General features: G+C 62.3%; 17 protein-coding genes. 8 read left to right on the top strand and 9 right to left on the bottom strand.

The window, feature by feature from the left end:
- The first annotated feature begins 172 nt into the window (after positions 1-172).
- Complete coding sequence (locus tag LPC04_RS29090) at positions 173-490, top strand: antitoxin Xre/MbcA/ParS toxin-binding domain-containing protein (RefSeq protein ID WP_420854734.1); 318 nt, start codon at positions 173-175, stop codon at positions 488-490.
- Here the strand turns inward: LPC04_RS29090 and LPC04_RS16560 are convergent.
- A complete protein-coding gene (locus tag LPC04_RS16560) occupies positions 485-781 on the bottom strand; it encodes a hypothetical protein (RefSeq protein WP_275683364.1) in 297 nt (98 codons plus the stop codon). The genes LPC04_RS29090 and LPC04_RS16560 overlap by 6 nt on opposite strands.
- Before the next feature lie 209 nt (positions 782-990).
- On the opposite strand from LPC04_RS16560, the gene LPC04_RS16555 reads away from it, so the two are divergent.
- Genes LPC04_RS16555 through LPC04_RS16545 form a run of 3 tightly spaced genes read left to right on the top strand, consistent with a single transcriptional unit; the run spans position 991 to position 2,847 of the window.
- Positions 991-1,302, top strand: coding sequence for a hypothetical protein (locus LPC04_RS16555; protein ID WP_275683363.1), 312 nt, complete (start codon positions 991-993; stop codon positions 1,300-1,302).
- A 1-nt stretch (position 1,303) separates the two neighbouring features.
- The gene (locus LPC04_RS16550; protein ID WP_275683362.1) at positions 1,304-2,272 is read left to right on the top strand and encodes a hypothetical protein; all 969 of its coding nucleotides are present in this window, start codon (positions 1,304-1,306) and stop codon (positions 2,270-2,272) included.
- The gene (locus LPC04_RS16545; protein ID WP_275683361.1) at positions 2,269-2,847 is read left to right on the top strand and encodes a hypothetical protein; all 579 of its coding nucleotides are present in this window, start codon (positions 2,269-2,271) and stop codon (positions 2,845-2,847) included. The genes LPC04_RS16550 and LPC04_RS16545 overlap by 4 nt, the downstream gene beginning before the upstream one ends.
- Positions 2,848-3,037: 190 nt before the next feature.
- Here LPC04_RS16545 and LPC04_RS16540 read toward each other — a convergent pair whose 3' ends face one another.
- Together LPC04_RS16540 and LPC04_RS16535 are read right to left on the bottom strand one after the other, a co-directional pair.
- Positions 3,038-3,220, bottom strand: a complete 183-nt coding sequence (locus LPC04_RS16540) for a hypothetical protein (RefSeq protein ID WP_275683360.1) — start codon at positions 3,218-3,220, stop codon at positions 3,038-3,040.
- A gap of 9 nt (positions 3,221-3,229) precedes the next feature.
- Positions 3,230-3,682, bottom strand: coding sequence for a hypothetical protein (locus LPC04_RS16535; RefSeq protein ID WP_275683359.1), 453 nt, complete (start codon positions 3,680-3,682; stop codon positions 3,230-3,232).
- Between the two features lie 182 nt (positions 3,683-3,864).
- Here LPC04_RS16535 and imuA point away from each other — a divergent pair, with 182 nt between their 5' ends.
- The 3 genes from imuA to LPC04_RS16520 are packed head-to-tail and all read left to right on the top strand — an operon-like array spanning position 3,865 to position 9,090.
- Positions 3,865-4,725, top strand: a complete 861-nt coding sequence (imuA, locus tag LPC04_RS16530) for a translesion DNA synthesis-associated protein ImuA (RefSeq protein WP_275683358.1) — start codon at positions 3,865-3,867, stop codon at positions 4,723-4,725.
- On the top strand, positions 4,667-5,983 hold the full coding sequence (locus LPC04_RS16525) for a Y-family DNA polymerase (protein WP_275683357.1): 1,317 nt from the start codon (positions 4,667-4,669) through the stop codon (positions 5,981-5,983). Before imuA ends, LPC04_RS16525 begins: the two co-directional genes overlap by 59 nt.
- Positions 5,980-9,090, top strand: a complete 3,111-nt coding sequence (locus tag LPC04_RS16520) for an error-prone DNA polymerase (protein WP_275683356.1) — start codon at positions 5,980-5,982, stop codon at positions 9,088-9,090. The genes LPC04_RS16525 and LPC04_RS16520 overlap by 4 nt, the downstream gene beginning before the upstream one ends.
- Positions 9,091-9,186: 96 nt before the next feature.
- Here the strand turns inward: LPC04_RS16520 and LPC04_RS16515 are convergent, their stop codons facing one another.
- The 3 genes from LPC04_RS16515 to LPC04_RS16505 form a co-directional block, all read right to left on the bottom strand.
- Positions 9,187-10,245 carry a hypothetical protein gene (locus LPC04_RS16515; protein WP_275683355.1) on the bottom strand — a complete coding sequence of 353 codons (1,059 nt, stop codon included), beginning with the start codon at positions 10,243-10,245 and terminating at the stop codon, positions 9,187-9,189.
- A gap of 491 nt (positions 10,246-10,736) precedes the next feature.
- Positions 10,737-11,420 carry an SOS response-associated peptidase family protein gene (locus LPC04_RS16510; RefSeq protein ID WP_275683354.1) on the bottom strand — a complete coding sequence of 228 codons (684 nt, stop codon included), beginning with the start codon at positions 11,418-11,420 and terminating at the stop codon, positions 10,737-10,739.
- Between the two features lie 200 nt (positions 11,421-11,620).
- Entirely contained in the window at positions 11,621-11,914 is a 294-nt protein-coding gene (locus LPC04_RS16505) for a hypothetical protein (RefSeq protein WP_275683353.1), read from the bottom strand.
- A gap of 222 nt (positions 11,915-12,136) precedes the next feature.
- On the opposite strand from LPC04_RS16505, the gene LPC04_RS16500 reads away from it, so the two are divergent.
- Positions 12,137-12,931: a LuxR C-terminal-related transcriptional regulator gene (locus tag LPC04_RS16500; protein ID WP_275683352.1), complete on the top strand. Its 795-nt coding sequence runs from the start codon at positions 12,137-12,139 to the stop codon at positions 12,929-12,931.
- Positions 12,932-13,536: 605 nt separating this feature from the next.
- Here the strand turns inward: LPC04_RS16500 and LPC04_RS16495 are convergent.
- The 3 genes from LPC04_RS16495 to LPC04_RS16485 form a co-directional block, all read right to left on the bottom strand.
- Complete coding sequence (locus LPC04_RS16495) at positions 13,537-14,031, bottom strand: hypothetical protein (RefSeq protein ID WP_275683351.1); 495 nt, start codon at positions 14,029-14,031, stop codon at positions 13,537-13,539.
- Between the two features lie 640 nt (positions 14,032-14,671).
- The gene (locus LPC04_RS16490) at positions 14,672-15,256 is read right to left on the bottom strand and encodes a hypothetical protein (RefSeq protein ID WP_275683350.1); all 585 of its coding nucleotides are present in this window, start codon (positions 15,254-15,256) and stop codon (positions 14,672-14,674) included.
- Between the two features lie 9 nt (positions 15,257-15,265).
- Positions 15,266-17,338 (bottom strand): fimbria/pilus outer membrane usher protein, encoded by a 2,073-nt coding sequence (locus LPC04_RS16485; protein ID WP_275683349.1) that lies wholly within the window; start codon positions 17,336-17,338, stop codon positions 15,266-15,268.
- Positions 17,339-17,395: the final 57 nt, after the last annotated feature.

Below are 17,395 nucleotides of genomic sequence, written 5' to 3'. Positions count from 1 at the left end.
CCGAACATCTTGCGCGAGCCGCCGGCCGATGTCACCCCCAATCGGATTTCGCTCGCGTATCGAATATCGCATGCACCATCGCGTTGTCGCGAGGCGTCATTGAGACGATATCAGGGTGCTATCTTCGAGCTCGGCGTTGGACAGACGGCGGCGTGCGCGCTAGCCTGCGTGGATGTCTCGAGCTGAATCCATCAACGCATATCGCCTAGAAGGCGAGAGCCTTGCGCAGGCTCGCGAGCGACTGCGGACAGTCGTCGACCATGCTGATGACCTCGCGTTCGCAGCGCGGCTCCGGAAGACCGAAGACGGCCCTGTCATCCTGGCGAGGGCCGTCGAAGTTTTCGGAAGTCGTGCTGCGGTGCGCGCGTGGTGGACCAGGCCGGCGATTGGGCTCGGCAACTACTCCGCCCAGGAGCTCATCGCGAGCGAAGAGGGTAGGAAGCGCCTCATTGACTTCCTGGAACGACTGGCCGCCGGCGGGTACTCATGACGCTCTACGAATAGACGCCCACTCGAGACGGCTTAGGTAGTCGACGAGGAGTTGACGAATGTCGTCGTTCATGTACATGTCCAAGTGTCGCTGCCTGTTTAGGCCGATTGCACGAGCCGTCGTCCAGTTCACGGCGGCCCTGTCCATGAACTCGGCGCCGCCGGGGATGCCACTCAACACTGACTCGAGCGCATCGGCGTCGGCCTGGTCGACTACGGCGCGCAGGCGCGCGCGCGTTTGGTTGAGGCTCTCGCCTGGCTGGCGATACGATTCAACGGAGTCGACGTTCATGGTGGTAGTGGCCGCAGCGACGGGAGTCGAACCCGGCTTAGTCTTTCACGCCATCACTGACGTCGGCTCCAGCCCCGCGGCTCATCTCCGACGCCTCGCGCCCTCGCGCGCTTCGCTGCCGCCTAAAGGATACACAAAATGCCTGACATCGAAGGTGAATACGGACACGAAGACTGCGTCTTCGCCAGAGGCGGGCTGGAGGAATGATGATGTTGAAGAAGCGTTCGCGCGGCGAGGTGGTCTGCCGCGTTCCTGGATTCGAGCTGGTGAGGATTTCCGTGCTCGACAAGTTCTCCCCAGCGGCCGAGAGCGAGAGAGCATCGACTCTCATCCCTAAATTTGCTGCCGCCTTGAACCGTCCTGGCATCTCCAAAGCTGTCGTCTTCCGGGGGCTGCGGCGCGGTGTTTACTCGTATTCAATCGACATCGCGGACATAACGCGCGTCGTTCGCGTTGACGCGGATGGACGACGCACTGTGGGTCGTTTCGTTGGCAACCGATTTCGAGCGGTGAAGGAATGACGTGAAGGTGTACCTCGACACCGAATTCACCGACCTCGACGAGCCGAACCTGCTGAGCGTTGGCATGGTCTCCGCGTCTGGTGACGAGTTCTACTGCGAGCTCTCGCTCGAGCTTGCCGACACTCGCGACCGCATGCGCGTCGTGAGCGACTTCGTTCTGCACGGGCCCGTGCTGAGCCAGTGGGGACTTGTGCCCGGCGCCGCCTGCAGCCACCTCGAGCTCGGGCGACGCGCCGGCGCTTGGCTGCGCGACCTGGCCATGGCCCACGGCGGGGTTGAAGTCCTCTCAGACTGTCGGCTCGACTTCGAGCTGCTTGAAGGAGCGCTGCGCCATGCGAACGCTCTCCAGACGCTGCGTGCCGTCATCACGAGCCGCACCATCGCCGGCGTCATCGAATCGCCAGTTGGCCAGCGCGCGCAGGTTGCTGCGTTTCAGTACATCGCCCGGGAGCGCGGACTCATGCAGCATCACGCACTTGCGGACGTCTTGGCCCTCCGCGCGGCGCATATCGGAAACCGGGCGACCATCGAGTTAAGCGCCATGCGTGCACGACTGGGGATTACCGACGAGTCAGCGAGAGCCGCTGTCCAACAGCAGACAGCGGACTCTGAAGATGTGAAGGATTCCTGGGTTCGGGATGGTCTCCTCATCGGAGGCGCGCAGTTGTCCGAGGCTTGGAACTGTTCCAGTCAACGACTCGAGCAAGCCCGTGACCGCGACGACCTGGTCAGCCTGAAATTCCGCGGCCTCCACTGGTATCCGGCCCCCATGGCTGTGGTGTCAGCAGACGATGTCAGCCAAGTCTCCGCAGCCCTGCGCGGCGTCGACGCCATATCGCAGTTCATATTCTGGAGTCGGAACCATGGCAGCATTGGTGGACTCACGGTTGCACAAGCCATCGTCGATGGCAGGCTCCGAGACGTCGTGCGCCTGGCGCAGTCACTCGCGAGCGAATGGAGCGAACGATGAAGCAAAAGGGAACCGACGCTCAAACGCACACGCGAACCGATGCCGAGCGCGCGCAGGACGAGTTCCTCGCGCGGTCTCACAAAGCCATCGAGGAAGGCATCAGAGACGGCTCAGGCATCACCCCCGAGGAGTTGCATCGCAGGATGGGCGAACGCCTCGAAGCCGCCCGGCGTCAACTGGCGGCCCGCGGGGCTCAAGGCGACGCGAGTTGGCCAGCGTCGTCTGGGAACAGCCGTTGCCGGACTCCGGCTCCCCCATCGAGTGGTCATCCTATGCCCGGACCTTCAGGACACCCCATCGTCGCCCGCGCGCTCGAGCTCGCGAGGCTGCAACCGCACTCTGCGACTCGCGACATCCTCGACGCTGCGATGGAGGGGCATCACAGGACTCATCCGGATTTCGAATGCGAGTCTTGCGACTTCAACGACTGGCTCGACCCGCCGAGCCCATTCGCTGCGCTACTGCGCGCCGCGTTCGGAGCACATCTCGACCAGGCTGAAGTCAACGCGGAGTCGCCGCGGTGGCAGGCCGATGTAATCGACGCCTTCGCGACCAGATACGGTCTCTGGGTCTGATGCTGGCGGCGGCGCGGACGCGCCTATACGTGATGAACTACAGGAGCAAGATTTCACATAACGAAATTGTGCAGACGGCGTTGCACAATTTCATATGGCGAAATTGTGCAGCAGCCTGCTGCACAATTTGTGGCGGCCCCTCGAGTGGCTAGTGCCTGGCACCAATGCTGCACGCAGCGCGGCGTCGACCTCAGGCTTGACGTTCTTCAAGCCAATGCGAGCCCGGCCCGGCGACTGCGTTACCTTCCTCTACGACGATGGTGAGGTCGTGTCGATTTTCCGGAGTATCCGGAAACCATGCGCCGCCGCCCAGCGGCTCTCCTGCCTCGTTCTCGTGGAGGCCGAACAGCCAGGCAACGCGAATTTCGAGCATGTCGCCGACTCAGCTCCAGACGCGCGGCGCACCGGTCATTTCTGACCGGGCCCTGGCAGCAGCTGCGGGGTCGCTGGGCTCGATGAATGGGCCTTCCGGCACCCACGTGAAGAACGGGTGAGTTCTCATGACCACATCCCAGGCGCCAAATTCCGTGACTTCGAGATGGCCCTTGCCAGACTCCACACCCGCAGCTTCGATGGCAGCCGCCTCCGCCAGCTCGAAAACTTCGGCCGCCTCGTATGTGCGTGCAGGCGGCTCTGGGCCTTCGAAGCCACGCAGGTCGTGCATCAGCCTGGCGTGGACGCCAAGCGCCGCGCCCTGCGGCGTGATTTTCTGGCTCGCGAATGCATCTTCAGCGGCTTTGACGCCGCGCGCGACTTGCTCGGTCGAGGCGCCGGGCGCGTGAAAGAGGACTCCCATAGCTTCGCTCCTGACGTTGTTGCGTTGCTGGATGTGCATACAGTATGCGACGGACTTGCAGCCAAGGTCAAGCATCCACGGTAGCTCATGAGCTGAGCCTTAGTGAGGGTCGAATCGGCACATGCCAACTGCCGAGCTACCCGATTGAAATCTGCGCACAAAGTCCTGCAGGCCTTGTCAGGTAAGCGAATTGCAGTGGTACTGTATGTGGATACAGTCTTATGACCATGCAGCTTAGCCTCAACTGGCTGGACGCACTTTCGGTTCCGTCCCAGCCCGCTCAACCGTCTCCGTCGTCCTTGGCTTCAGTCGCCCAGGCCGGTGGTGCTGCGCACCTGCTGCAACTTCCGCCGGCTGTTGAGGCCGCCGTCTGGCGAGCCACCGAACTCGGCCAAGCGGCGACGTCCGTCGTGGGGTCCGGCTGGGAAGCGTTGGATGCCGAACTGCCTGGAGGCGGCTGGCCACTGCGGTCGGTGACCGAAGTTCTCGCCACGCAGCCGTCGGTGCTTGAGTGGCGCCTGCTGTCACCCGCGCTGCGGAGCGTCGTCGCCGGCGGCGGCCAAGTCGTGGTCGTCGGACCGGGCCGCAACCCGCACCTCCCAGGACTGAGGCACGAAGGTCTCGATGAGCGCCAGCTCGTCTGGATTCGCGCCGAGGCGCCATCCGAGCGCATGTGGGTGACCGAGCAGCTCATCAGAAGCAATTCTGCGGGCGCAATCGTCGCGTGGCTACCCCAGGCCCGGCAGGAGCAGCTGAGACGCCTGCAAGTGGCCGCATTGGCCTGCGAGGGCCTGGTCTTCCTATGCCGACCCACCGCCGCTCGTCATGAAGCTTCCGCTTCGCCGCTGCGCGTGCATGCCTCCGTCGGCCTCGACTGGGAGCTGAAGGTCAACGTGTTCAAGCGGCGCGGCCCTGTTCACGAAGATGAACTGCTTCTTCCCTCGGTGCCAGGCGGCTTGTCGTCGGTACTGACGCCGCGGCTGCGCAAGCCGAGTCGCCTGGTTTCCCGTGGAGTGACTGCCGATGTTGTGGGCAGCCCTTCTTCTTTCGCCACCTCGCGACGACACGCCACCGTCCAATGATGACGCGCTCCGCGGTTTGGCCGTCTGGGCGCTGCAGTTCACGCCCCGGGTTGCCGTCTCCGCTGAAGCCGTCACGTTGGAGGTGGAGGCGAGCGTGCGCCTCTTCGGAGGAAGGCGTGCGCTTCGCGACCGCGTCGTCCAGGAGTCGAAGGAGCTCGGAGTCGGTGCAATCGCCTGGGCACCGACGAGCCTTGCGGCGGTCGCGCTCGCGCGTGCTGGCCGCGAGAACGGATTTCGCAAGCCGCTCGACGAGTTGCTCGACGAGCTGCCGATGGAGACGCTGGGCGCTGTATCCCGACACCACACGACGCTGACGCAACTCGGTTGCAGGACGCTCGGCGACATCCGACGCCTTCCGCGCGGCGGCATCAGTCGGCGATTCGACAAGGAGCTGCTCGCCGAGCTCGACCAAGCCTACGGCCAGCGCCCGGAGGCCCACGTCTGGGTCGCGATCCCAGAGACGTTCAAGGCACGCCTCGAGCTCATGTCACGGGTTGACCTGGCGCCGGCGATGCTGTTTGGAGCTCGGCGGCTCCTCATCCAAATGTGCGGCTGGCTCGCCGCGCGCCACGCGGGCATCACCGCGTTCGTGCTGCGATGGATGCACGACTCCATGCGTTCGCGCGACATCGCAGACCGAGGCGAGTTGGTGGTGCGCACTGCAGCGCCGATGCGCGACGTCGAACACCTTTGCCGCCTGCTTGCCGAACAGCTGGCGAAAGTGCAGCTGCTGGCGCCGGCTGGCGACCTGGAGCTCGAAGCCCTCGACGTCCAGGCACTCGAGGAACGCAGCGAATCGCTGATTCCGGATACCGTGCGCGCCGGCGAGTCGCTGACGCTTGTTCTCGAACGCATCGCCGCCAGGCTCGGGCCCGAAAGGGTGTTGCGGCCGGCGCTGGTCGAGGACCATCGCCTCGAATGGATGCAGCACTGGCAACCCGCTCCGCAGCCGATGGCGCGGAGGCGCACACGCTCGGCGTCCATTCCTCAACCGACCTTCGTGTTCTCAGAGCCGCTACGCTTGGCTGTCCGCGGCCACCGGCCGATGTACCAAGGTCCGCTGCATCTGCTGACAGGGCCACATCGCGTCGAAGGCGGCTGGTGGCATCGCGTCAAGGAGGGAGATGTCGAGGGAACGCGCAACGTCGTTCGCGACTACTGGGTCGCACTGAGCGACCACTGTGGCGTCCTGTGGGTGTTCCAGGAACGCCTGGCGAACGACGAGGTCGCCTGGTACCTGCAGGGGAGCTTCGCATGAGCGCTGTACTGCCGGCGGTGCCCCACTACGCGGAGCTGCGTTGCCTATCGAACTTCAGCTTCTTGCGCGGTGCGAGCGGCCCTGACGAGTTGGTTGCGCGCGCGAAGCAGCTGGGGTACAGCGCGTTGACCATCGCCGACGAGTGCTCGATGGCTGGCGTCGTGCGCGCCCACGTGGCCGCCAAGGAACACGAGCTCAAGCTCCTCATCGGAAGCCAGTTCCAGGTGCAGTGCGATGCCCCGTTCACGCTTGTCGTCATCGCCTGCGACCTCAACGGCTACGGAAATCTCTGCGAGTTCATCACCAAGCTCCGCCGGTCGGCACCGAAGGGCACCTACCGACTGAGCCTTGACGACATCGACCCAGAAGAACTGGTCGGCTGTGTCGTCGTTGCGTCGCCGGACCGCGCATCCACGTCGGCGCAATTGGAAACGGTCTCGCGCTGGCTCCTGGCTAACTTCACGGGCCGATGCTGGCTCGGCGTCGAGCTGCTGCGCACCATCGACGACGAGATGTGGCTCTACCGGCTTCGTCAAGCCAGCGAGCTCACCGCCATACATCTGGTCGCGACGGGCGACGTGCACATGCACGTCCGGTCTAGGAAACCGCTGCAGGACGTGATGACCGCGACGCGCGCGGGCAAGCCGCTCACCGAGTGTGGCTTCGAGTTGCAAGGCAACTCCGAGCGCCATCTTCGAACGCGCCTTCGCCTGGCGCAGACCTATCCGGATGACTTGCTCGAGGAGACGTTGCGCGTTGCGGAGCGCTGTTCGTTCTCGCTCGACGAGCTCGCGTATCAGTACCCCGATGAGGTTGTCCCTGATGGAGAGACGCCCACGAGCTATCTTCGACGCCTGACCTACGAGGGGGCAGGACGGCGCTGGCCCAACGGCATGCCGGCCAAGGTGCAGCTCCAAATCGAGCACGAGCTGGAGCTCATCCGAGACCTGAAGTACGAGCACTACTTCTTGACCGTGGCCGACATCGTCCGTTTCGCGCAGTCGCAGCACATCCTCTGCCAGGGCCGCGGCAGCGCGGCCAACTCGGTGGTGTGTTTCTGCATCGGGGTCACCGAGGTTGACCCCGCGCGCATGAGCGTGCTGTTCGAGCGCTTCATTTCGAAGGAGCGCAACGAGCCACCCGACATCGACATCGACTTCGAGCACCAGCGCCGCGAAGAGGTCATTCAGTACCTGTACAAGCGGTACGGTCGACACCGCGCGGCGCTGACCGCTGTCGTCATCTCGTACCGGCCGAAGTCCGCAATCCGTGATGTCGGAAAGGCACTTGGCTTCGACGCGGAGGTTCTGGACTCGCTCGCGAGCAACCACACCTGGTGGGACGGGCGGGAGGTGATGCGCGAGCGATTTCTCGAAGTCGGACTGAACCCGGAGGACCTGGCGGTGCAGCAGCTGATGCAGCTGACCACCCAGCTCATGGGCTTCCCACGCCACATGTCTCAGCATCCAGGGGGCTTCGTGCTGACGCGTGGCCCGCTCTCGCGCATGGTGCCCATCGAGAACGCTGCGATGGACGACCGCACCATCATCGAATGGGACAAGGACGACCTGGATGCGATGGGACTGCTCAAGGTCGACGTTCTGGCGCTCGGCATGCTGTCGGCCATCCGTCGCACCCTGGAGTTCGTGAGTCAGCGCAAAGGCTACGTGTTCGAGATGCAGGACATTCCGCCCGAGGACTCGGTCACCTACGACATGATTTGCAAGGCCGACACGGTCGGTGTCTTCCAAATCGAGAGCCGCGCGCAGATGTCGATGTTGCCGCGGATGAAGCCCCGCTGCTTCTACGACCTGGTCATCGAAGTCGCCATCGTTCGGCCTGGCCCCATTCAAGGTGGGTCAGTGCATCCCTACCTCGAGCGGCGCCAAGGCAAGGCGGAGGTCACCTACCCGTCCGATGCGTTGAAGGAAGTGCTGGGGCGCACGCTGGGCGTTCCAATATTCCAAGAGCAGGTGATGCAAATCTCCATCGTCGCAGCGGGCTTCACGCCAGGCGAGGCAGATGGTCTACGTCGCGCCATGGCGGCGTGGAAAAGGAAGGGCGGGCTGGACAGGTACTACGCCAAGATTGTCGAGGGCATGACGACCCGCGGCTATTCGCTGGAGTTCGCCGAGCAAATCTTCGCTCAGATTCACGGTTTCAGCGAGTACGGCTTCCCGGAGAGCCACGCCGCCAGCTTCGCGTTGCTGGTCTACGCGTCATGCTGGCTGAAGTGCCATCACCCCGCCGAGTTCCTCGCCGCGATGCTCAACTCGGCGCCGCTTGGCTTCTACACCGCCAGCCAGCTCGTGCAGGACGCGACGCGCCACGACGTGGTCGTTCGGCCAGTCGATGTCATGTTCAGCGACTACGACTGCACACTCGAAGACCTGCCCAGGCAACCTACGGTCAGGCTGGGTATGAGACAAGTGTCAGGCCTATCGCGCGCGGCTGCTGAACGCATCGAGGTGGCACGCAGAGAAGCGCCGTTCGACAGCGCCGACGACTTGGCACGGCGTGCTGAGCTCGAGCAACGCGAGATGCGGCTGCTGGCCGGCGCCGATGCGCTCACCAGCCTTTCTGGGCACCGTCGCCAGCAAGTCTGGGACGCATCAGGCCTACGCCGACCACCGAAGTTGCTTCGGGATGCCCCGGTCGATGAAGCGTTTCTCGAGCTCCCGCAGGCCCCGGAAGGCGAGGAGGTCGTGCACGACTACGCGACGACGGGCCTGACGCTCAGAACTCACCCAATGGCCTTGCTGCGGCCGCATCTTGCCAAGCGCCGTCTACGGACCTCCGCGGAACTCCAGCAGCTGCCCAATGGCCGGCTGGTGCGCTATGCCGGCATCGTCACGCTCAGGCAGCAGCCCGCGACCGCCAACGGCGTCATCTTCATGTCGCTCGAAGATGAGACCGGCGTCGTGCAGGTCATCATCTGGAAATCACTGCGCGAGAAGCAGCGGCCTGAGGTGCTGCGCTCGAGGCTGCTCGCCGTCTACGGCGTTTGGCAGCGAGAGGGCGACGTCATGAGTCTCGTGGCGGGTCGACTCGAAGACCTTTCGCCGCTGCTAGGCAAGCTCTCGACGTCATCGAGGGATTTCCACTGACAGGAAGCCGTCGATTTGAACCAAGTTGGCACGCGGCATTTTGAGCGCTGGATGTTTAAACCGCCAATGGCCTTCGCACGAGAATCGTTTGCTACGCTATTTAACATCTGTCCACGCCGAAATATATTGTTCGACCGAGGTTGCCTTCCCGTGACCTGAACAATTAGACACTTGAGCGCTGCCGTCCGAATATGTATAACCTCTGCAGCCAACATCTCCACAGACAGTTTTGGCGCTGGGAGAAACAGGGTCATATACGCCGCTAACCGTCTCAAGGCCCAGAACCGATGCGGTTGTCTCGTACCTTGTTATTTCAGTCTTCAAGCTAATTATTCTGCCCTTGTCATGGGTCGGATTCACGCACATATGGACTACGCCAATGGTCCTTGTATAGCGGGCGTTGAATTCGGTATCCTGTACGACTGGGGTCGCATAAGCATATGTTGCAGTCCGGAGTTTCGGGGGCTCTACAATTGGCCGAAGCGCAGCCGTCTCCTTGTATTTACTCCCTCCCGTCCCCTGCAATTCAATCGTTACATTGATATTGCCCGGCTTAGTTCTTATGAGTGTAAAGTCGCTCTGCCCAGTAGCGTGCACCTCCGGCCACGTCACCGGCGCATCAGTCGCGTTTTTTGCATTGTCCCCAAAATGCAAGACGGCCTTGCGAATTACCACATCATCTAAACTTGAGTTAAAGTACCATGTCCCGTGAATTGTGTCGCCCTCCACACTCTTTAATAGGATAAATACGCCTCTCTTGTCTTTGGTTATACAGTCACGATACGCTGTGTATGCACTTTCATCAATCCGTTGATTGACGTACATCGCTTGCTGACTAAAGTCATCAGCAAGGGAATATTTATAGCGCATTAAAGTTTGTGCTTCTTGGACTGCGTCGTAATTACTACCAATGGATACGGGTATATCCCCGATGGGAATCGTCACGTCGCCTTTGAAGTTCTGTTGCATCTTGCTCCACGTCTCCCGAGTAATTGAGAGCCCGAGTCGAAGGCTGTCTGCTTGAGAAGATGAAGAGATTGTTGATAGTGTTTTGAGCGCGCCATCGCATTCTGAGCCCTCTGACATAAATGAAAGTGCGGCACATGTGCTCTGAGCGCCCAGTGCCAAAAGGGCTGCGAATATGATTCGGCTCATTGCTTTTCTCCTTAGGTTTGAACGCGGCCAATGCGAGGCTAAGGAGTGCAGGGGGGTTGAGCAACCCCCTAGAAAGTTGGCTAATTCCTCGCCTAGATACCCCAAATACAGCTTGGGCTCAAGCAACATTTATATGTTTGCAGTAGGCGACGCTGCAGCGCGATGCGCCGGTCAAAGAAGCATTCCGACAGTTCCCGCGGGAACCGGATGGCAAGGACGTTGTGCACGACTACGCGACGACGGCCTGACGCTCAGAACTCACCCCACGACCTTGCTGCCGCCAAATCTGGCCCGGCGCCGTTTATGGACCTCCGCGGAACTCCAGCAGCTGCCAATGGCCGCCTTGTGCGCTACGACGGCATCGTCACGCTCAGGCATCAGCCGCCGACCGCCTACGGAGTCGTCTTCATGTTGCTCCAAGACAGGACCGGCGTCGTGCAAGCCATCATCTGGAAGTCGCTGCGCGAGAAACGCCGGCGGCGCCTGAGACGCTAGACGTCTAGGTCGCTTTGGCTTTCGCGAGAGATGATGGCCAGCATCTCATCCGTCCGCACGGCGTCGCCCTGGTCGTAAAACTCATTCGGCGCTGCGACGAGCAACGGATGAGCCTCGCTGATGTCACCGCGCAGCCAAGTCATCCAGTCCTCAGGCTCGATGTGCGCCTCGCCCCGCTTGTCTTGCTGTTCAAACGGCAGCGGGCGTTTGGTCACCCGGTCGACCTCGGGCCGGTGCAGGCGGCTGAGCAGCGGGTGGTGGTTCACGTTGAATGTGAGCATCGCGTAGTTCGGCACGAGCTGGCCTGAGTCCCCGTCAGTCCACTCCGACCAAATGCCGGCAATCATCCACGGCTGCGCGTCAGCGCGCCGCAGTTGCCACCACACGCACCTCCCCGTCTGCCAATTCGGCTCCTGGAGCCACAGCGCAGGGATGAGACACCGGCGGCCGTTGTTCCACGCGTCCTTGAAAGCCGGCGACTTCGCGACCGTCTCGATGCGGGCGTTGTTCTTCAGCATAGGCTCGCGCACGGGCTTGCCCCCCGGCTTCTTGGACGGGCGCTCCTTGTATTCGATGCGCTCGCGCTGCCCTGCGCGAATCATGCCCCACTGGCCTGCGTGCGCGATGAGCTCGCCATCGGCGGTCGCTGTCAGGAAGACGCCAGTGTCGAACGGGCCCACCGTAGGCTTTGCTGTAGGCGGCAGTGGCCACCCCGGCAGGGGCACCTGCCCTCGGTGCCTCCGGATGTAGTCTTCGAAGGCGTTCGCAGCCGGCTCGGAGTACAGATTGCACATGATGTCAGCATAGCCTGCAGTGGCTGCTTCCACCATCTGCGCTTTCGGCGCGGAAAAAGGCCGCCCGGAGGCGGCTTCGAGTTCGGTCAGTTATGCAGGTACGGTTCCACGGGCCAGTGCTTGCAGTTCGTCGGATTGAAGTACGCCGGCTCCATGCAGTAGGTGTCACCTCGGCGAACCCCGCTCACCTCCCACCTCTGCCCGGGCGACAAGCTCGCGTTGGTCATCGACCCGCCGCGGAAGAGCGAGATGTAGGCGATGGGCCAGTCAGTCCGGCACTGGAACGTCATCCGGTAGCTCTGCTGCGCGTACGCCGCCGAGGCTGCGAGAACGCCCAACGCGAGCGCGACGAGCGGGAAGAGGGTCTTGAACTTGAACATGAGAAAACTCCTTGATGAACACATCGCAAGACGCTGGCGAAATCGGGGATGGACTCGCGTCGCGCATGAGGTAAACATCACCGGCTAGGCCTCGGTTGCGACGAGTCGCGGCCTGCCGTCTCTGTCATCTGCGTTGCACCTTCTGTCGTTTCGATGCCTGTATCAGACGGGAAATCCCGCAACGGAGCCATGCGCGCTCACCCACGGTGTGGAGGAACCACGATGTCTGAAATTCCCGACGAGTTCGAACAGCTTGAGAATGCAATCCCACTGACGGCGGAGGAAAGCTCGGCCGCGGAGAAGCTGCTCGAGAAACTTCGCGAGCACATCCAGTTCGACGCGTACGTGCTCGGACTGGGGCAGCGAAACCTAGACGGTTCCATCGAGGCCGTGCGCTGCGAGTGCGTCGGGCTGCCTCAAGACTTCGTGACTTGCTACAAGGCAGTGTCCCACGACGACGTCGCAGCTCAGCTGTTCTCTTGCAACGCTACGAGCGTCCTGGCCATTAACGTGGCCACGACTTACCCTGGGAAGGGCGAGCGGAGCATAGGCTCTCGCGTTGGAAAGTTTCTTGCTGATTTCGGCGTGACACACCTGCTGCTGTCGGGCATCGACTCCCGGTTCGGCTTAGCCTGGCTGACGCTTTACCGGTTGAACGGCCCGACGGCGACGCCCTTCACTCCGCTCGAAGCCGAGACGGCGAGCTACCTTGCCAGGGCTGGACTCTTTGAATGGCAACTTCAGGTAGGCGAGCCGGTGCGCGGTGTCGATGGGAAGCGCTATGAACTCCTGCGACTGACCCCGGCGCAGCTCAACGTCGCTCTGCGCCTCGCGAGGGGCTACAAGCACCTCGAAGTCGCCGACGAACTGGACATCTCGGAACGCACAGTCCAGGACCACGCAAAGACCATCTACGAAGAGTTTGAAAACAACCGAGCCGTCGCTGAGCGCCTGCTAGGCCCGCTGCCAGCGCTCATACGTGATGAGTTACAGGAGGCCAGACGCGCTTCGAACTGAAGGCGCCGGAAACGAGGGGAGGCGCTCTTAGTTGTTGATTTTCCTGCGCCACAGCGGCTGAAGCATTGCCCCCAACGGCTTCACGTGATGTGTTACGGGAGCCATTTTGGTGCATACGTGATGACTTACAGGAGCACCGTCATCGGGAGCGAGCACCCGACTGAACGATGATTTCAGGAGCATTCCCTATGAATTCATGGCCAGCCCCGCTGAAATCATGCCCATCGGCACTGAATTCATCGCCATGCGACCGCCGCCGGTCGAGTTGGCGCGAGCATTAGATGCTCCTCGTAATGCACGGTCTGCTTCGCAAGAGTCCGAAAGTATGCGCTCGGATTCCGGGAATCCGCTCCGAGACCCATGGGTCAGAGAACGCTTCACCGGAATCTTGGTGTAGATGAAGTCTGGCCAGCCTGATTCCGAGACGCTACTAAGCCGACTCCTCGAAGGCAAAAGGGCAGCGTTCTTGGCTTCGTGGCGGGAGACGGTAGCCAAAGAAGCTGCCACTCGTGGGGTTGAAGACGAGTTCAGAGAGGGAAGTTGGAGCGTCGATGCTGCAAACGACGACACTGGCGACGATTGACGTGGAAGATGGACGAGCCGAACTAGGCTCCCATGCGCCGGCGCCTCGGAGGTGCCGCGGTCTCACTCAGCGACTGAAAAGGCGCGCCGGCAAGGCTCTCGTCCACATGAACCCTCATCATGATTTCGCGAGCGCATGCAACAACCTCGCTGGACGGAATGGCATCAATGCTTTCCACGCCGTAGTAGAGCGGCAGCAGCTCCATCGCAAAGTGCTTTGTGCGCAAGCGCGCAGGAAGCTCGTCAAGATAGCGTCCACACGAGAGATGAAGCAGCGCAGCATGCACGCCCTCAGTTGATGAGAGCTGGAAGCGAACGGGACGGCCTGAGCCGGCGAACAATCTGATGTCTGGTAGTAGCTCGAACCATTGCTCGCCAGGAGGGCGGTCAAAGTCGTCAGCGCCATGTTCTTGATATGGCAGCCTTGTGGCTCCGGCCAAGACAATCAGTGGGTGTTCTGACGGCAGCGAGATTTCGCCACAAGCTTCCTGGCCAGCGAGCGCGCAGTGGAAATACATGCGTTCATTGGCTTGTAGAGCCCAAAAATCAGCTCCTACTTCACTGAGCGCCGCGCCAATTGCCGCCTCGTGGCTTGGCGGCATCCCCGAGTACACGCGCTCGTGCAACGGCAATCCCCACCATGCCCCCGTTCCGTCGTCGGCGGAAGGCTCTTCGGAGTCTGTTGGAGATGACTGGGCGTTACCCAGTGGCCAAGCCGTTGTCATTGCATGCCCGGGTCATCGGCGCGCATTATGCGTGTCGCGTCCCGATGGTAGCGCCGTCGTTCGGGAGAGGGATGCGTACACGCATGCAGGCTTCAAGGCTAGGCGGAAACGCACAAGACTTCGTGACGTATTTGGCGGACGAAGCTTCGACGGAGAAAGTGGAGGTGGACACAGGCATACCAGATGCGTATACTATATTTTATCCACTCGACGAACACGCCAATGAACGCTACGCAGCACGAACATCAAGCACTCCTTCTGGCTTCGAAGAGTAGATTGCCCGAGCAACTGGCGGAGCTTGAGAGCGCGTGGGTTGAGAGCGCCGGCCCGATGGACGTCGACATGCTCGAATACCATCGAAGCCGCCATCGCGATGGCGCATGGCGACAGCAGTACGACCTGCCTGTCGCAGGCTAGTCGACGCTCTGACTAGTCAGTCGGCCTGCGCGCCGAAGCCCTTGAAGCGCGCGTCCACTTCCGGACGCGGCAGGGCTTTCAATGCAGCGGCAAGGTCAGCCTCTTTCGCGGGATGGACAACCGTGGTGACCCACCAGAGAAACGTCAGCGCGAAGGTCGCGCCGCTCACGCCCTCGGCAGTCGCAACCTTCTCCACCTTCGTTCGAGCGGTCGCTCCACTGACGGTGCGTCCATTGACAACCACCGGCTGCAGCTCGATGTGGAAGTCAATAATCCCCTCGCTCTTCGCCCGGCTGCCATGCCATGGAAATGCATGCTTTCCGTGCAGCTCCTTGTCCCAGGGGCGGTCCTCGAGAAAGCGGTGCATCAAAATGCTCAGCATCTGCACCTTTGAGCGATACCCATAGGACGCCGTCGCCGCAACTTGGTTGATGTAAGCCGCAACGAGCGTCGGCGCACGAGTGCTGAGGCGCTTGACCTTTTCGGAACGCTCGCCAGTCTTGTACTCCGCGCGGCTGCGGCCAATTCCTTGGCCCGAGTTGTTTTGCTGCATGGTGTCTGGCTTCGTGCTCTGAATAAAGGTGTGGGTATTGTAGTACATAAGTAGGCGTTAAAAAGCGGTGAAGTCGACGCTCACGCCACCAGCTTGGCCAACGTAGTGCCCGGAAGCCAACTCGACCCATGCACCACGGTCGGTTACGGGGTACTCGACGCCATCAACCACGAGGGTTCCGGTCGTGTGACCCGCGACTTGCACGAACTGGCCGTGCACGGCTCGGCGCCTGAACTCGAAGGCGCCCTTGCGATACGCGACGGCCGGTACAGGGCTCAGGTCGAGCCCGTCAGGAGCGGTATCAGGGTCGATTCTCAGCTGTACGCTGCGCAGCGACGGCATCGGCACCACCGCGTACCCCGCGGCATCGGTCGTTGCATTGGCGCCGAAGGAGTTGCGGACGACGACGCCCGGTGCGCCAAGGTCGACCAGCGCGAAGCCACCATCAGAGTATTGGGTCGGCACGAATGCCACGCCACCACGATGGAGTACGACGCTGCCACGAAGGAAGGCCTGCGCAGCCAGAGGCTGTCCGTTGACTTGCGCCACGTTGGCGAGCAGCCGCGTGGGGCCCATGGTGGCCGTCAAATCAGCTTGAGTCCGGTCGAAACCGTGGACTCCCTCGGTGGAGAGTCCGCCGTAGACGTTCCGGTCGATGGCACCGTTGATGGCGACGCGCTTGACGATGCCATCGGAACTCGAGCGAGTCGTGAAGTTGCCGCTGACCCCGCCGCCGAATGGAATCGAGAGCCCGAGGAAGGCCGAGTTGGACTTCTGAGTCCCGGACTCAAACCGCGAAACCGAGAGAGACAAGGTCGCGCCGATGGCGTCGAGGCGGTAGGACCCGCCAACCTGCTTCAGCTTTCCGGCCGGAGACTGCGCCATCGTGACGTAGCTCGAGCCGCCGTAGGCACTTGCACCCAGAGTCCCGGAGTAGTTGTAGCGCTGAACCAGTCCGCCGCCCACGTTGTAGTAGCCGGCGTCCGAGTGAGTGGCCTGTCCACCGGCGTTGACCGTCCACGCCCCGACACGGTGGACGGCTGAGTACGTCATCGACACCTGGCCAGCACCGCCGAGGCCTCGAACGTCAACGCTCAGGTCGCCGGCCATCGTCGCGACGTCGGCGCTGAACGCCAAGCGCGAAATCGCAGGCGCCACCTCGGTGGCCAAGGAGCCTTCGTAGCTTGTCTCCGCGGTGAGCCACCGTGTCAGTCCACGCCGGTAGTAGCCAATGGCAGCGCTACCTTGCGACTTCAAATTCTCAGTGTTGAGTCCACCGACCCAAGCCCCGTATTCCGACTGGCCGACCTCGAGCAACATTGGATTGCTGAACAGCTGCGCGCTTACAACCTGCTGCTGACCAAGCTCGTCGCGAACTACGACCTGGGCGACGCCAGCCTCCGCGATTGGCTGGGCGACGACGCTGAATGACCCGGCGCTGACCTGGGCGGAGGAGACCCGTTGGTTGTCGATGAGAACGTCGACAGTCGACTGGCCAGAGGAAACGCCATTTACGCGCAGCTGCGGGCCCGTGATGAAGCCGGGCGTGACGCTTTGGTCTCGGCGCATGCCGATGCCGACCATGGCAGCGGGGTTGCCGCGAGCGCCTGCCATGCCGACGACCGAGCCGGCCTCGAGGAGGCTTGAATCCTCGAGGCTCTCGCGCACGAGGTGGGCCTGGTACAGACGAGTACCTTGACTGTCGCCGGTGGAGCCTGAGAGCTCGATGCGATTGAGTCCGATGTACTCAACGCCGTTGAGCAGGAGTCCGCACTGAGTGCGGTTGTTGAGAATCTGAGTCTGCAGGTCGTAGTCAATGAATGCGGCACTCGCCGGCGCTGAGTCCGGGATGACCGTCTGGATGGAACCCATTCCGACCACTTGAGGTTGCAGGAGCTCGGAGCGGACGGTCACGTGCAGCTCGCCGGAGAGCTCGTCATATCGAACGACGCCAAGGTCGGCCAGGCGGACTTGGCCAGCCTCGGAACCCACCAGGTTCCAGCGAACACGGGAAAGGCCACGCAGCTCTGCGAGCGACGCCAGGTAGCTGTCGCCGGACGCATCAACCACCAGGTCAATCAATGCCGGCCGCGACCCCGTCGGCGTCGCGACGCCGACGTTCTCAAGCACGATTCGCACCGGCAGCGGAGTAGCCGCGGCAAAGCCGCAGGACAGGGCCGCCGCCGC

The organism is Scleromatobacter humisilvae (genome assembly GCF_023231945.1).
GTDB lineage: Bacteria > Pseudomonadota > Gammaproteobacteria > Burkholderiales > Burkholderiaceae_C > Scleromatobacter > Scleromatobacter humisilvae.
Note: the sequence above shows the minus strand (reverse complement) of the source record. Positions and strands in the feature narration are given on the sequence as shown.

What these genes read in the sequence shown, in the direction of transcription:
- LPC04_RS29090 (WP_420854734.1), top strand. Translation starts at nt 173, where the DNA reads ATGTCTCGAGCTGAATCCATCAACGCATATCGCCTAGAAGGCGAGAGC.
- LPC04_RS16560 (WP_275683364.1), bottom strand. Translation starts at nt 781, where the DNA reads ATGAACGTCGACTCCGTTGAATCGTATCGCCAGCCAGGCGAGAGCCTC.
- LPC04_RS16555 (WP_275683363.1), top strand. Translation starts at nt 991, where the DNA reads ATGTTGAAGAAGCGTTCGCGCGGCGAGGTGGTCTGCCGCGTTCCTGGA.
- LPC04_RS16545 (WP_275683361.1), top strand. Translation starts at nt 2,269, where the DNA reads ATGAAGCAAAAGGGAACCGACGCTCAAACGCACACGCGAACCGATGCC.
- LPC04_RS16540 (WP_275683360.1), bottom strand. Translation starts at nt 3,220, where the DNA reads ATGCTCGAAATTCGCGTTGCCTGGCTGTTCGGCCTCCACGAGAACGAG.
- LPC04_RS16535 (WP_275683359.1), bottom strand. Translation starts at nt 3,682, where the DNA reads ATGCACATCCAGCAACGCAACAACGTCAGGAGCGAAGCTATGGGAGTC.
- imuA (WP_275683358.1), top strand. Translation starts at nt 3,865, where the DNA reads ATGACCATGCAGCTTAGCCTCAACTGGCTGGACGCACTTTCGGTTCCG.
- LPC04_RS16525 (WP_275683357.1), top strand. Translation starts at nt 4,667, where the DNA reads ATGTTGTGGGCAGCCCTTCTTCTTTCGCCACCTCGCGACGACACGCCA.
- LPC04_RS16520 (WP_275683356.1), top strand. Translation starts at nt 5,980, where the DNA reads ATGAGCGCTGTACTGCCGGCGGTGCCCCACTACGCGGAGCTGCGTTGC.
- LPC04_RS16515 (WP_275683355.1), bottom strand. Translation starts at nt 10,245, where the DNA reads ATGAGCCGAATCATATTCGCAGCCCTTTTGGCACTGGGCGCTCAGAGC.
- LPC04_RS16505 (WP_275683353.1), bottom strand. Translation starts at nt 11,914, where the DNA reads ATGTTCAAGTTCAAGACCCTCTTCCCGCTCGTCGCGCTCGCGTTGGGC.
- LPC04_RS16500 (WP_275683352.1), top strand. Translation starts at nt 12,137, where the DNA reads ATGTCTGAAATTCCCGACGAGTTCGAACAGCTTGAGAATGCAATCCCA.
- LPC04_RS16495 (WP_275683351.1), bottom strand. Translation starts at nt 14,031, where the DNA reads ATGTATTTCCACTGCGCGCTCGCTGGCCAGGAAGCTTGTGGCGAAATC.
- LPC04_RS16490 (WP_275683350.1), bottom strand. Translation starts at nt 15,256, where the DNA reads ATGTACTACAATACCCACACCTTTATTCAGAGCACGAAGCCAGACACC.